The sequence below is a fragment of the Hyalangium gracile genome, from assembly GCF_020103725.1.
Taxonomy (GTDB): domain Bacteria; phylum Myxococcota; class Myxococcia; order Myxococcales; family Myxococcaceae; genus Hyalangium; species Hyalangium gracile.
Genome location: NZ_JAHXBG010000018.1, coordinates 200761 through 213627 on the forward strand (window position 1 = coordinate 200761; position 12867 = coordinate 213627).

At 69.2% G+C, this 12867-nt stretch carries 13 protein-coding genes; 8 read left to right on the forward strand and 5 right to left on the reverse strand.

Annotated features, from left to right (window positions below):
• Positions 1 to 165: 165 nt before the first annotated feature.
• The 5 genes from KY572_RS31685 (at position 166) to KY572_RS31705 (ending at position 4500) form a co-directional block, all read left to right on the forward strand.
• Positions 166 to 1641, forward strand: coding sequence for a DUF4241 domain-containing protein (locus tag KY572_RS31685; RefSeq protein ID WP_224247370.1), 1476 nt, complete (start codon positions 166 to 168; stop codon positions 1639 to 1641).
• A gap of 118 nt (positions 1642 to 1759) precedes the next feature.
• Positions 1760 to 2299 carry an RNA polymerase sigma factor gene (locus KY572_RS31690; RefSeq protein ID WP_224247371.1) on the forward strand — a complete coding sequence of 180 codons (540 nt, stop codon included), beginning with the start codon at positions 1760 to 1762 and terminating at the stop codon, positions 2297 to 2299.
• On the forward strand, positions 2299 to 2958 hold the full coding sequence (locus KY572_RS31695; RefSeq protein WP_224247372.1) for a DUF1109 domain-containing protein: 660 nt from the start codon (positions 2299 to 2301) through the stop codon (positions 2956 to 2958). Before KY572_RS31690 ends, KY572_RS31695 begins: the two co-directional genes overlap by 1 nt.
• Complete coding sequence (locus KY572_RS31700; protein ID WP_224247373.1) at positions 2955 to 3278, forward strand: Carotenogenesis protein CarS; 324 nt, start codon at positions 2955 to 2957, stop codon at positions 3276 to 3278. Before KY572_RS31695 ends, KY572_RS31700 begins: the two co-directional genes overlap by 4 nt.
• Before the next feature lie 247 nt (positions 3279 to 3525).
• On the forward strand, positions 3526 to 4500 hold the full coding sequence (locus KY572_RS31705) for an Rpn family recombination-promoting nuclease/putative transposase (RefSeq protein ID WP_224247374.1): 975 nt from the start codon (positions 3526 to 3528) through the stop codon (positions 4498 to 4500).
• A gap of 25 nt (positions 4501 to 4525) precedes the next feature.
• On the opposite strand, the gene KY572_RS31710 is transcribed toward KY572_RS31705, so the two are convergent.
• The 3 genes from KY572_RS31710 to KY572_RS31720 are packed head-to-tail and all read right to left on the reverse strand — an operon-like array spanning position 4526 to position 7570.
• Entirely contained in the window at positions 4526 to 6067 is a 1542-nt protein-coding gene (locus KY572_RS31710; RefSeq protein ID WP_224247375.1) for a transglutaminase-like domain-containing protein, read from the reverse strand.
• Positions 6068 to 6108: 41 nt separating this feature from the next.
• A complete protein-coding gene (locus KY572_RS31715) occupies positions 6109 to 6492 on the reverse strand; it encodes a GNAT family N-acetyltransferase (RefSeq protein ID WP_224247376.1) in 384 nt (127 codons plus the stop codon).
• Positions 6446 to 7570 (reverse strand): D-alanine--D-alanine ligase family protein, encoded by a 1125-nt coding sequence (locus KY572_RS31720; protein ID WP_224247377.1) that lies wholly within the window; start codon positions 7568 to 7570, stop codon positions 6446 to 6448. The genes KY572_RS31715 and KY572_RS31720 overlap by 47 nt, the downstream gene beginning before the upstream one ends.
• Before the next feature lie 133 nt (positions 7571 to 7703).
• On the opposite strand from KY572_RS31720, the gene KY572_RS31725 reads away from it, so the two are divergent.
• The gene (locus KY572_RS31725) at positions 7704 to 8993 is read left to right on the forward strand and encodes an HD domain-containing protein (protein WP_224247378.1); all 1290 of its coding nucleotides are present in this window, start codon (positions 7704 to 7706) and stop codon (positions 8991 to 8993) included.
• Complete coding sequence (locus tag KY572_RS31730; RefSeq protein WP_224247379.1) at positions 8990 to 10510, forward strand: MBL fold metallo-hydrolase; 1521 nt, start codon at positions 8990 to 8992, stop codon at positions 10508 to 10510. The genes KY572_RS31725 and KY572_RS31730 overlap by 4 nt, the downstream gene beginning before the upstream one ends.
• A gap of 40 nt (positions 10511 to 10550) precedes the next feature.
• On the opposite strand, the gene KY572_RS31735 is transcribed toward KY572_RS31730, so the two are convergent.
• Together KY572_RS31735 and KY572_RS31740 are read right to left on the reverse strand one after the other, a co-directional pair.
• Entirely contained in the window at positions 10551 to 11138 is a 588-nt protein-coding gene (locus tag KY572_RS31735) for a protoglobin domain-containing protein (RefSeq protein ID WP_224247380.1), read from the reverse strand.
• 89 nt (positions 11139 to 11227) lie between these two features.
• Positions 11228 to 11884, reverse strand: coding sequence for a MarR family winged helix-turn-helix transcriptional regulator (locus KY572_RS31740; RefSeq protein WP_224247381.1), 657 nt, complete (start codon positions 11882 to 11884; stop codon positions 11228 to 11230).
• A gap of 294 nt (positions 11885 to 12178) precedes the next feature.
• Here KY572_RS31740 and KY572_RS31745 point away from each other — a divergent pair, with 294 nt between their 5' ends.
• Positions 12179 to 12619: a DoxX family protein gene (locus KY572_RS31745; RefSeq protein ID WP_224247382.1), complete on the forward strand. Its 441-nt coding sequence runs from the start codon at positions 12179 to 12181 to the stop codon at positions 12617 to 12619.
• Positions 12620 to 12867: the final 248 nt, after the last annotated feature.

The following is a 12867-nucleotide window of genomic DNA, read 5'->3' on the forward strand; positions in this document are numbered from 1 at the left end:
CCTGTTCGGCGGTGATCTCCGGCTCGTTCCGCGGGCTGAGGCGCTGTCCAACGGGCCGGACGCGGGACTTCCCTCCTTGGGAACAGCGCCTACTCTCTGGCCGGCAACCTCTTCCAGCACGCGCCTGGAAGAGCGGTTACAATCTCGAGCGGGGGCATTTCTTCGATGAGAGTGAGCAGTGCCACGGAGGACCTGCTGGCGGCGTTCGAGGACAGCAGGGTGCTGCTCGACCGTGGAAGGCCGGTGGCTGTATCCACGCACCATGTCGGTACGCTGGTTCTGACCAGTGGCCGCATCGTCGCGTGCAACCCGCTGACGTTGCCCCCGCGCCCGCTGCCTGGGGCGCACCTGCTGGCCCTGCTGGCGCTGGACCACCGCGAGCCGTTCTCGCGCACGGTTCGCCCGGGCCGCTACCCCGTCGTGCTCAGCATCATCCGGTCCGGCCGCGCGGGCTCGCCCACCTCGCACGAGTTCATCGCCATGGCGATGGTCCGCTTCGAGGACGAGCGCCCGGTGCGCTGGGAGATGGCGGCTCGCGGCGAGCGCAGCCCTCAGGCGCTGCGTCCCAATCAGCGCTATGGGTACCGGGCGGATCCGGACATCACCGCGTTCCTCGACGCGGACGTGGTGGAGCGGGTGTCCGACCGGAGCCGCCAGTTCATCGAGACCTTCACGGATGGGGAGACTCCCTCGTGGTCGAGCACGGTGCTGACGCTCGACGCGAAGTCCGGGGCCAACGTCGTGGCCTTCTCCTCCGGCACGCTCGCGCCTTCGTCCATGGCGCACAGCGCCTACTGCTCGTGGTGGGGGCTGGCCGAGGATGGTCGGCCGGTGTGCCTCGTCACGGATCTGCAGCACCTGGATCTGCCGCGGCCGGCGCTGCCGGATGACGCGGAGGCCCGTCTGTCGCGCGTGCGCGAGCTGATGGGACACCTGCGGTACGGCGACGCGGAGATGCGGGGCCGGGCGCTGCGGGAGATTGGCGGCTACGGAGGCGAGGCGCGCGAGGCGGTGGGAGTGCTCATCGGCCGCATCCTCGCTCCCGAGAGTGACCCGGCCGAGCGGGAGTACTCGGCCGCCGCCATCGCGCGAGTGTGCGCGGAAGCGCCGGAGCAGGTGGAGCTGCTGGCCCGGGCGCTGGCCTCGGGCGTGAAGGGCGAGCCCCTGGCGGCGCTGCTGCGCGCGGTGGGGAGCATCGCCGTCTGCTCGAGGGATCCGCAGCGCTTCCAGCCCATCGCCGAGCGCATCCTGGGCGTGCTCATCCAGCGGCTGGAGGACGGAGACCGCAACCTCCAGGCGGCCATCAAGGGCTTCGTGTGGGATCTGGGCGAGCACCGGCCCGAGGCGTGGGAGCTGCTCGTGCGGCTGCTGCGCACGGGGGACCTGGAGCTGCGCGTGTCCGCGGCGCTGCGGCTGAGCCACTCGCGCTCGCCGCTGCACCACGAGGCGGCGCTCGAGACGCTGGCGAACATCATCATCGATGAGGCGATGGACCTGGAGCTGCGGGTGGCGGCGGCCAACTCGCTGAACTCCTTCCCGCTGCTCTCGGTGACGGCCCGTACCGCGCTGTGGCATGCGGCCTCCAGCAAGGAGCCGCTCCTGGCGTGGTACGCGCGGGATCTGCTGCGCCACCACGCCTGAGCCCGGCTGCCTGCTGTCCGGCAGTCCCTGCTTGATTTTCCCAATCCTTTCGCGGCTTTATGGCCGCCAGTGAGGTGCTGGAAACACTTTCCCGGGTGAATCGTACGTGAGGCAGAGGATGGGGAGCCCTACGGACGAAGAGCTCATGGAACGGTTCTGCGACGGTGAACACGACGCCTTCGAGGCCCTCTTCGCCCGGCATGCCGGACGGGTGAAGGGGTTCCTGGCTCGGATGGTGCGTGACGGACCGCTCGCGGAGGACCTGCTGCAGACGACCTTCCTGTCCGTCATCCGGGCGCGGGGGCGCTACGAGCCGGGGACACCGGTGGTGCCCTGGCTGCTGACGATCGCGGCGAACGCGGCGCGAGACTCACTGCGTCACCATCGGCACGTGGAGGCGTTCTCGAAGGAGCGCCCGCTCGAGGCCTCGGCGGCGCTTCCCGGCGTGGGGGACCCCGGGCTGCGCAAGCAGCTGGAGGACGCGCTGCAGCAGCTGCCGAGGGATCAGCGGGAAGCCGTCATCCTCAGCAAGGTGGAGGGGTGGTCCTTCGAGGAGATCGCCGCGCTGCAAGGGGGCAGCGTGGGCGCGGCCCGGCTCCGGGCGCACCGTGGCTACGAGAAGCTCCGGGCGCTGCTGGGCGGACTGGTGGAGGCCTGATGCGTCCCTCGCTCGACAGCCTGCTCACGCAGCCCTATCCGGCGGACGCCGCCTCGCTGGGACGGACGCTGGAGGCGGCTCGCGCGGAGCTGGCGCGCAACCGCACGGTGCGCCGCTGGCGCACGCAAGCCGTCTGGGTGTTCACGAGCACGGTGGCCATGGTGGCGCTGGTGGCCTCGGTGCTGCTGGCGCTGCGGCAGATGACGCTCGACGCGCTGCTGAGCCGCGCGCCGCTCTTCGGGTTGCTGTGGTTCACCGGCGCGGTGTGCGCGTGGGGCGCGCTGTCGCCCCGGGGGAAGTGGCTGCGGCCCGCGGGCATCGTGCTGGCGATGTTGAGTGCCGCCGCGCTCGTCTTCGCCAGGGGAGAGCCTCACGTGGAGCCGACGCTCCCGGGTTGGGTGTGCACGGTCAGCCACCTGGGAGTGGGGCTCGGGCCGCTGGTGGTGTCGCTGTTGGCGCTACGCAGCGCCGCGTTCCGCCCCGTGCGAGCCATGGTGGCGGGGCTCTCGGTGGGCACGACGGGCGCGCTGGTGGGCGAGCTCGCGTGTTCGCAGGGTTGGTTGCATGTGGCGGGCTACCACCTGTCAGCGTGGGCGCTCATTGCCATGGTGGAAGTGGTGGTGTCCCGGTCTCTCAAGTCCAGCTCCTACGCGCCATGATCCAAGATCCAACATTGATCGTTTCCGAGGACGTCGAGGGTGCTCCCGTGCGGATGGGTGAGCTGGTGCGCATCGTCGACACGTCCGAGGACGGAACCATCGGACAGCGCTTCCTGGGCCACACGGGCATGGTGGTGGGCCTCGTCTACGACGACCCGGAGATGCAGTACCCGAGGGATCCGCTCATCCAGGTGCGTGTCCCGGGCGTGGGCGAGGACCTGTTCTTCGTGGGGGAGCTGGAACTGCTCCCCATCAGCGAGGCCCGAGCGCTGGGCGACGCGGCCGAGGCGGGACTGCTCGCGCGGGGGCCGTGGCGCTGAAGCCCTCCGCGCGAGGAGCTCGCTCCCGCCGGAGCTCTCACAGGCAATGCTCCACGTACGTGTCCCCGGGCCTGCGCGGAGCCTACGCCATGAGTAGGTCTGCGTCAGCGAGTCGCTGGTAGCCAGGACAGGCCAGAGAGGGACAGACCGTCTCCGGTGCGGGACGGAGGTAACGGATGGTGGACGCCTTGTATCTCCGTCTGCCTGCGCGGCAGGGCTGGCCCGTTTCGTGCTGATGCCGCGCCCTATGTCCGGTCCACATGATCGACTCGTGCGCTTCACCTTCAACCAGCGGGAGAGAGCCGAAGCGGAGCTGCGCGCCGCGCTGCCGGACCACGTCGTGGTTCAGGTGGACTGGGCGAGCCTGCAGCTGGAGTCAGGCTCGGTAGTGGACCCGGAGCTGCGGGAGACCGAGAGCGACATGCTGTTCTCGGCCCGCCTTCGCGGCGGCCGGACGGTGCTGTTCTATGTGCTGCTGGAGCACCAGTCGACGGTGAGCCGTTGGATGGCGTTGCGGATGCTGCGCTACGTGGTGCGCCAGCTGGAGCATTGGCACCGCGAGCATCCGGGGAGTGAGCTGCTGCCGGTCATCATCCCCTTGGTGATGTACCACGGGCCAGGCGGGGCCTGGAGCGCACCTCGGAGGGTGGAGGAGCTGTTCGATGTGCCGGGTGAGCACCCGGAGCAGTGGAGAGCGCTGGTGCCACGCTTCGAGTACCTGTTGGATGACCTGACCACCGAGAGAGAGGAGGCGCTGAGGGCGCGTCCCGGCCCGCCGCTGGTGCGGTTGGTGCTGCTGGCGCTGGTCTACGGACGCAGGGAGGAACTGGCGCAGCGGTTGCCTGGCTGGAGGGTGCTCTTCATCCAGGCGCTCGGGGATGCCCAGGGCATGGAGGACTTGAAGGCGGTCTTCCACTACCTGCTGCTGGTGGGGGATGAGGATGCGCGGGATGCCACGGTGGACATGTTAAAATCCGTGGTGAGCGCGCAGCACACGGAGGAGCTGATGTCGACCTGGTTCAAGGAAAAGTTCGAGAAGCTGGAGCAGAAGGGGAGGGCTGCGGGACGTGCAGAGGACGTGCTCCGGGTTCTCACCGTGCGAGGCGTGCCCGTGGACGACGTGGCTCGCCAACGCATCCTGGCCTGTACGGACCTGCCCACCCTGGATCGCTGGCTCGAGCGGGCAGTGAAAGCCTCTAGCGTGTCCGAGGTGCTGGCCTAGCCGGCCTGGCACTTCCGCTCCGTGCTCAGCGGCCCGCAGGAGCCCCGGCGGCCGGCGGCTTGTCGCGAACCTCCACCACCTTGAGCTGCCCGATGAGGGGGGTGATCTCCGCGTTGCCCTCCTGGCCCACGCCGAAGTGCGTGGCGTCCGCGACGATCTGGTTGAACGTAGGGTCCATCTGCGTCCACTCGCCCACGTAGGCCTCGATCCACTCGTGCCAGTAGAAGGCGGGCACCTTGTCCTCGTTCACCATGTAGACGACGCCGTCCACCCGCCGCGCCGGAATGCCCACCGCCCGCAGCAGCGCCACCGTCAGCAGCGAGTGCTCCGTGCAGTCGCCCTTCATCTGCCGCAGCACGTCCGAGGCTCGATCCGCGCTCGCCCCGTAGTCCTTCACCAGGCTCGTCGCCACCCAGGTGACGATCTTCTTCGCCACCGTGTACGCATCCTTGTCCGAGCCCGCCAGCTTCTTCGCCAGCTTGCGGATCTCCGCGTTGTCGCTCTCGACGATGATGGTCGCCTTCAGGTTCTCTCCGCCGTCGGGATCCGCCAGCGGCAGGGGCTTGAGGCTCGGCTGCTTGGGGAAGTCCGCCATCAGCGTCACCTCCACCCGCCCGTCCGGCAGCTTCACGTACTTCTGCCGGTAGCTGTCCTGCTGGAACTTGTCCGGCAGCCCCGTCATCACCAGCACGGCCCGCCCCGGCACGGCCCGCGCCTCCACGGGCAGCGGCTTGGGCAGCACCACGCGCGTGAGCCCGAACACCTCCACCACGTCCAGCCGCTTTGCCACCGCCTCCGACTCGGCCCGCGCCTGCATCGTCTGGCCGAAGTCCACCTCCACCATCTCTCCCTGCTCCGTGACGTAGGCCGTCACCGGCACCTTCTCCTTCTCGGAGATCGTCTGCGCCTTGCCCATCCGCACCTTCACCCCGCGCACCATCCGCTCCTCGGGCGGCTCCGTGGTGGTGGTGACCTTGTAACTCGTCAGGTCCGTGCCGTCCGTGATGGTGCCCTCCACCCGGGCCTTCCGGTAGAGCGCCACCCGCGCCTGGTCCGCGTCCTCCACCTTCTCCTGGCTGGCCGGCAGCGTGCGTACCTCGTCGGCCTGGCCAGGGCGCTTGCTCACCACGCGCAGCCCGGTGGGCAGGTTGGTGGCCTCCAGCCGCTGCTCGCCGCCGTCGCCCCGCTGCTGCACCGTGAAGGACAGCAGCCGGCCTCCCGGCTTCGCCTCGTAGAGACGCTCCTCGCGGTACAGGCGCTCGGAGAGCTTGTTGCCCACCGTGGCCTTGAAGACCATCTCGTTGACGGCGAGCACCTGGTCCTTGCGCCCGGGCACCAGCGACAGGTCCGTGAAGAAGTACCCGACCTTCTTGTCCATCAGGTACAGCCCCAGCCACTCGCCTCCCTTGGGGCGCGGCGCCTTCAAGGCGTCGGAGACGTCCGAGGCCTTGGGGGCGCCACGAGCGGCGGAAGCGGCGGGAGCGGGAGCCTGGGCCAGCGCCGGCGTCGCGCAGAGCAGCGCGACGGACAGGCCCAGCAGGGGAGCGCAGAGGCGGGAGCGAGTCATCTCCCCCCTCTTAACGGATGGCGCGGCGTTTTGTTCGCGGATTACAGCCGCTTGGCCAGGATGATGAGGTCGTCCCCCACCTTGTAGAAGTCCCGGAACCGGGCCTCCTCGGTGTACTTCATGGAGGCGTAGAAGCCACGGGTGGGGCCATAGGCCTCCGTGGCGCTCGTCTCCACGCGGATGACCCGGGCGCCCCGGCGGCGCATGTCCGCCTCCATGCCCGCAATCAGCGACGCGCCCACGCCCTGTCCCCGCACCGTCGGGTCCGAGGCGATCCAGTACAAGTCGAACGTCCCCTCCGTCATCGGCGTGGGGCCGTAGCACACGTACCCCACCAGCGGGCCGTCCCGGTCCGCCACCAGGATGGTGTAGTCCGGGTTATTCGGCGTGAGCGCGAGATCCACCAGCTCGATGGCGCACTGCACCTCTTCCTGCGAGAACGTTTCGATTCGCCGGATGAGCGCTGCGAGCGGCTCCCGGTCCTTTTTTTCGAGCGGACGGATTTCCATGGGTTCTCTCGAGGGCGATCTCCACGAGGCGGGCGGCCAGGGCGGGGTAGTCCATGCCGGCCGCGGCTGCGGCCTTGGCAAACCCCGCGCCCGGGTGGAGATCGCAGTTGGGGTTGATGTCGATGACGTAAGGTACGCCCTCGGGCGATACACGCAGGTCTACGCGCCCGTAGTCCAGGCAGTCCAGCGCCGTGAACGCCTCGGTGGCGGTGCGCACCAGCCGCGCCTCCAGCTCGGCGTCCTCCAGCGTGCACGGCACCGAGGGACTGTCCTGGCACTCGGGAGACTCCGCCTCCCACTTCGCCTTGTAGGACACGATGTTCGGCCGGTTCTCGAAGGCCTTGCCGAAGCGGATCTCGGTGAGCGGCAGGGCTCGACGCGGTGCGTTGCCCAGCAGCGGGACATAGATTTCCCGGCCGGCGATGAACTGCTCCACCAGGGCGGGCTGCTGGAAGGTGCGCAGCACCTCCTCGGCCACGCGCGCCAGGCCCTGCCTGTCGTGCACCACCGAGTCGAAGTCCACGCCCACGCTGGCGTCCTCGCGCGCCGGCTTGACGATGAGCGGGTAGCGCAGGTCCACCGCCATCACGTCCTCCAGGCGCTCCACCACGGCGAAGGGCGGGGTGGAGACGCCTCGGGCGCGCAGCAGCTCCTTGGCCTTGGGCTTGTGCAGCGCCAGCCCCAGCGAGAGGGCGGACGAGCCCGTGTAGGGAATCCCGAGCAGGTCCAGCAGGCAGGGGATGACCATCTCGCCCCGGCTGTCGGCGGCCAGGGACTCACACAGGTTGATGACGAGGTCCGGCTGCACGCGGCGCAGCGTGTCCACGAAGTCCAGGCGGTCGCCCTCGATGGCGAGCGGCTCGGCGTGCGTCTCTCCTCGGGTGAGGGCCTCCGAGAGGGCGGAGGCGACGCGCACCACATCCTCGCGAGCCTCCCGTCCTGGATCGTCTTCGAGGAGATCGTGGTCGCGGTTGTGCAGGATGACGATGTGCATTCGTATTGGGGAAGAAGGGTTAGCACGTCCCCAGAGCCGATCCCAGTCCGACGCGAAGGCTTGACCGGCTGGTCGTCCGGTGTTTCTGGGAGTGCTGCCCGGCAGGGGTATCCAGGAGTATGGAAAGGGAACCATGCGGATTCGCGACCCCATCCACGGCACCATCGCGGTGAGCGACCCGGAGAAGGCCATCATTGACAGCCGGCACTACCAGCGCCTGCGCCATGTGCGGCAGCTGGGGTTCGGGGACCTGGCCTTTCCGGGAGCCACCCACACGCGGCATGCCCACTCGCTGGGGGCCATGCACGTGGCCTCGCGGCTGTTCGGGGCGGTGGCCTCGCGGGCGGAGCTGCCGGAGGAGGTGCAGTCCCGCTTCTGCGCGGCCGTCCGGCTGGCGGTGCTCTGCCATGACCTGGGCCACATGCCGCTGTCCCACGCCTCGGAGCGCATCGCCCCGCCCCGGGCGCACCTGAAGCTGCCCGCCTGGCTGGACGCCACGGCCGAGGGCCCCCAGGCCACCCACGAGGACTTCACGGCGAAGATCCTCCTGGACAGCACGCTCACGCCCCTCATCGAGGAGCACTTCGGGCCGCTGGGCATCCGCGCGGACGCGGTGGTGGGGCTGATCACCGGCGCCAGGCCGCCGAGGGACCCGGGCTTCACGTACCGGGGCGTGGACTGGTCACCGCTGCTGCGGGCCCTGGTGTCCGGCGAGCTGGACGCGGACCGGATGGACTACCTGCTGCGCGACTCCTTCTATACGGGCGTCAACTATGGCCGGTACGACTTCGAGTGGATCATCTCGAACCTGAACCCGGCGGTGAAGGACGGGCGGGCGTACCTGGCGCTGAGCCGGGCGGCGGCGTTCGCCTTCGAGGACTTCCTCCTCAGCCGCTACCACATGTTCGTCTCGGTCTACTACCACCACACCTCGGTGAACTTCGACCACATGCTCAGGCGCTACTACGAGGAGGCGCCCGGCGAGTTCGAGATTCCCGCGGACCCGGAGGCGTTCCTGCTCTGCGATGACGCGGCGCTCTGGTACACGCTGCGCCGCTCGAAGAACCGGTGGGCGGAGCGCATCTCCACGCGGCGGGGGTTCAAGCTGCTGGCCCAGTTCACCGAGCGCGACACGGGGTATGACCTGGACGTGCTGCGTAGCGCGCTGGTGGCCGGTCAGCTCGAGCACTACGTCGTCGAGTCGCAGGGCGTGCTCTCGAAGTACTTCGGCGAGGGGGCCGGCCCCAGCCTCTTCATCGTGGATGTCTCCACGGGCCGGCTCACGGAGGTGGCGCGCTACACGCCGCTCTACCAGCGCTACAGCGGCTCGGTGCGGCTGACGCGGGTGTACGTGCGGCCGGACCAGATCGAGACGGCGCGAGGGATGATGGCGCGCCTGCTGGGGCAGGCGGTGCAGTCATGAGCGAGGCCCTCCCCGGCATGCCGAGGCCGCCTCCGCACTCACCCGTGCAGCCTCGGCCGGCGGCGGTGGTGGTGCTGTACCGGCGGGTGGGCTCGGGCGTGGAGGTGTTCTGGGTGAAGCGGGAGAAGACGCTCCGGTTCGCGGGCGGCTTCTACGCCTTCCCAGGTGGCAAGGTGGACAAGGAGGACGCGCAGGTGCCGGTGCGCGGGGCGTCCGGAGAGGAGGCCGCGATCCGCGCGGCCGCCGTGCGAGAGCTCTTCGAGGAGACCGGGGTGCTGATGGCGGAGGGCGCGCAGGCGCTGAGCCCGGAGCGCCTGAAGGCGCTGCGCCGGGCGCTGCTGGCGGACGAGCGCAAGTGGGGGCAGCTGCTCGCCGAGGAGGGCCTGGCGCTGCGTTCGGAGGACTTCCATCCCGCCGGCAGGTGGATCACCCCTCCCTATATGCCGATGCGCTTCGACACGCGGTTCTTCCTGGTGGAGGCCCCGCCTCACGCGGTGGCGGAGCTGTGGCCGGGCGAGCTGACGGAGGCGGCGTGGGTGGCTCCGGCGGAGGCGCTGGGGCGCTGGGGGCAGGGCACCGCGCTGCTGCACTCGCCAGGGTTGTATGTGCTCCAAGTGTTGGAGCGGTTCGACACACCGGAGGCCGTGCTCGCGCGGCTGGAGGCGCCGCCGCACTGCCCGGAGGGTGTCGCCACGCTCGTGGAGTTCCAGCAGGGCGTGCGCATCATCCCGATGGTGACGCCGACGCTGCCTCCAGCCACGCACACCAACGGGTACGTGCTGGGAAACGGCGAGCTGCTCCTCGTGGACCCGGGCGCGGAGGATGAGCGCGAGTACGAGAAGCTGAAGGAGCTGCTGGAGATCCTCGAGGGGCAGGGGATGCGGCCGGTGGCGGTCGTCCTCACCCACCACCACTGGGACCACGTCGGCGGAGCGAAGACGGTGAAGGAACGGCTGGGCATTCCGCTGTGGTGCCATGCGCGCACGGCGGACCGGCTGCAGGTGGCCACCGACCGGCTGCTGGAGGACGGAGAGGTGCTGGAGCTGGCGGGGAGCCCGCCCCAGCGCTGGAGGGTGCTGCACACGCCGGGGCATGCGCGAGGGCACATCTGCCTCGTGGACGAGCGGAGCCGAGCGGGAGTGGTCGGCGACATGGTGGCGGGCGTGGGCACCATCGTCATCGATCCGCCCGAGGGGAACATGCGGGACTACCTGGCGCAGCTCGCGCGGCTGCGGGACTGGCCCGTCACCACGCTGTACCCGGCGCACGGCGGGCCCATCCCGGATGGCCCGGGCAAGCTGCAGGAGTACATCGATCACCGCGCCGCCCGGGAGGCGCGGATCCTGGAGGCCGTGCCTCCTTCAGGCGCCACGCTGTCCCAGGTGGTGGAGGTTGCCTACGCGGACACGCCCACGTTCCTTCACCCGGTGGCCGAGCGCAGTGCCCTGGCCACGCTGGAGAAGCTGATGGAGGAAGGGCGCGTCCGTGCCGAGCAGGGGAGCTACTTCCCCGCCTGACGGGAGGACGGGGAGTCGTGGGCGCGCTCGGGGGCCTACCTTAAAAGTCGCCTTCCTTCACGCAGGGGTAGCTCCACAGCGTGAGCTGCAGGAGGCACGACTTCACCCACGCCGCGTACATCTTCTCGACGTCTTCGCTCGAGTGGCCCTTCTTGGCGAGGAAGGGGCGCAAGGTGAACGTCACTGGGAAGATGAGCGCGAAGAGATTGCGGAACGGCACGATGTCCGTCGATGGGGCACCATCCGTCTTGTTCTTCTTCGCGCGGTGGTGACGCAGCCCGACCTCGTGCTGATAGTCGAGCCACTTCTGGTCGTACTCGGCGCGCGCCGTGTCGAGGATCCACTGTCCGAAGCGCCTGCGCACGCCGCCGAGATAATCCCCGAGCGGCTTGCCGTCCGCCTTGCCGGTGAACGACGCGAGCAGGTGCGGCTGACTCCCAACGAAGCCGTACCAGACGTCGAGGATCTGCTCGACGTAGTCCTTCACGACGTCGTGAGACAGGCGCAGATACTTCACGTCCTCCTCGCCGAAGAGTGTGCTCGCCTTCATCTGCTCGAAGTCAGCCAGCGTGACGGGCGAGCGCGAAACCGACGCGGTGCCGAGGGTGTAGCCAGGGATGTTGCTCATGGGTGTGCCTTCCTTGGAGCAAAGCTCCGCTTGCCGCCAGCCGAGATGGCCGCGGAAGACCGTTGATGAGTTGGGGCGCGAGGAGAGCGTCAGCCCGGCTTCAGGAACTTCTGCCAGAGCTGCTGACGCACCTCGTCCGGCGCGCGTGCATGCTCGGGGCAGTCGAGGCGAAGCTGCTCAGCCGCGAGCGGCGCGTCCACGAGCGCGCAGTGATGAGGTGTCGCTCCCTGGCGCACGTTCGGGCGGAAGTGCGTGCACGTGACGCACATCCCGCTGAGCGGGACGAGCCCCTGTTCCTGCAGCGAGCGGATCATCTTCATGACGCCCGCGAAGAACGCGCGCTGCTCGTCGGCGGACAGGTCGCCGACGGCGTCCGCCATGAACTCTGGCCACGAGCGCGCGCGGGCTCCCAGCGACGCGCCCTTGTCCGTGGGCGTCAGCAGGCTCGCCCGCGGATGACGAGGATCCGGCGACCGGGTCACGAGCTGCTTCTCGACGAGGACGCGCACGGAGTCGCTGATGGTGGGAAGCGTCACGCCGAGGCGTTCACTCAGCTCCTTCCCGGTGAGAGGGCCTTGACCGACCAGCACCGCCAGGATCTGTCCTTGCGTGGCCGAGAGCCCCTCCCCGTTCGCCTGCTGCCAGACCTGCTGCTTCATGGCGAGCCCGATCTTGTGCAGCCCCGCGGCAATGCGCGTCGGGATCGCCTCGGTGTGCTCCTCGAAGTACGGAAGGTGCCGACTCATGCATGGGTTTATAGCTTAGGACTCCTAAGTAATCAAGGAGTCGAGCCCTCCGTCGGTTCTGACGAGCGTTGAAATTGACTCGCAGAATCAAGCGCGAGCCGCTGCCGCGGATGGCGACGGTGTTCACCGAGCACTTGAAGCGCAACAAGCAGCGCGGGTTCGCGGCCACGCTCCTGAGGAGCCTGGCCTCGGAGCGCCTGATGGAGATCGGCCTCGAGTACGACCACCGCAAGAACCTCTACCGATGTCACAAACTCCATGAGGGCGCCTCCATCTCGCAAGGAGGAGTCGAACATGGCGGCAACCGAAGCGGTTCCTGGTTCAATGACAGGAGGGCTCTCGCGCTCCAAGGCGCTGCACGTCACCCTCTGGGCCGTACAGGCCGTCCTGGCCCTGTCATTCGGCATGGCGGGCGTCATGAAGCTCACCATGCCCATGGCCGACCTCGCGCAGATGCTGGGCTGGCCAGGTGCGGTGCCTCCCGCGCTCGTGCGATTCATCGGCGCCTCCGAGCTGGCGGGTGCCATCGGTCTCATTGTCCCCGCCTGGAGCCGCATCAAGCCGGGGCTCACGGCGCTGGCGGGGGCGGGCCTCGCGCTCGTCATGCTCCTGGCCATCGGCTTCCACGTCTCCCGTGGAGAGCTGGCGGCGCTGCCGGTCAACCTGGTGCTCGGTGGACTTGCGGCGTTCGTCGCGTGGGGACGGGCCAGGAAGGCCCCGATCGCTCCCCGCTGAGACCCGCCCCACGTGGCAAGGCGACGGGGGCTCGGGTGGCTCCACGGCCATGACGTTGACTTCAGACCCCGCGTCGCGCAGGCAGCCATGTTCTTCGATCTGGGACAGGAGCCAGGCGTGCTCGCGCTCATCGCGCACCGCCGCCGGGCTGCCGCCAGTGAGAGCCCGGTTCACCGATGGGGTCTTGGCCAGGTGCTTGCCCTTGAGCTTCAGCCCTTCGCACGGAGTCAATTCGTGCTCCGGATGCG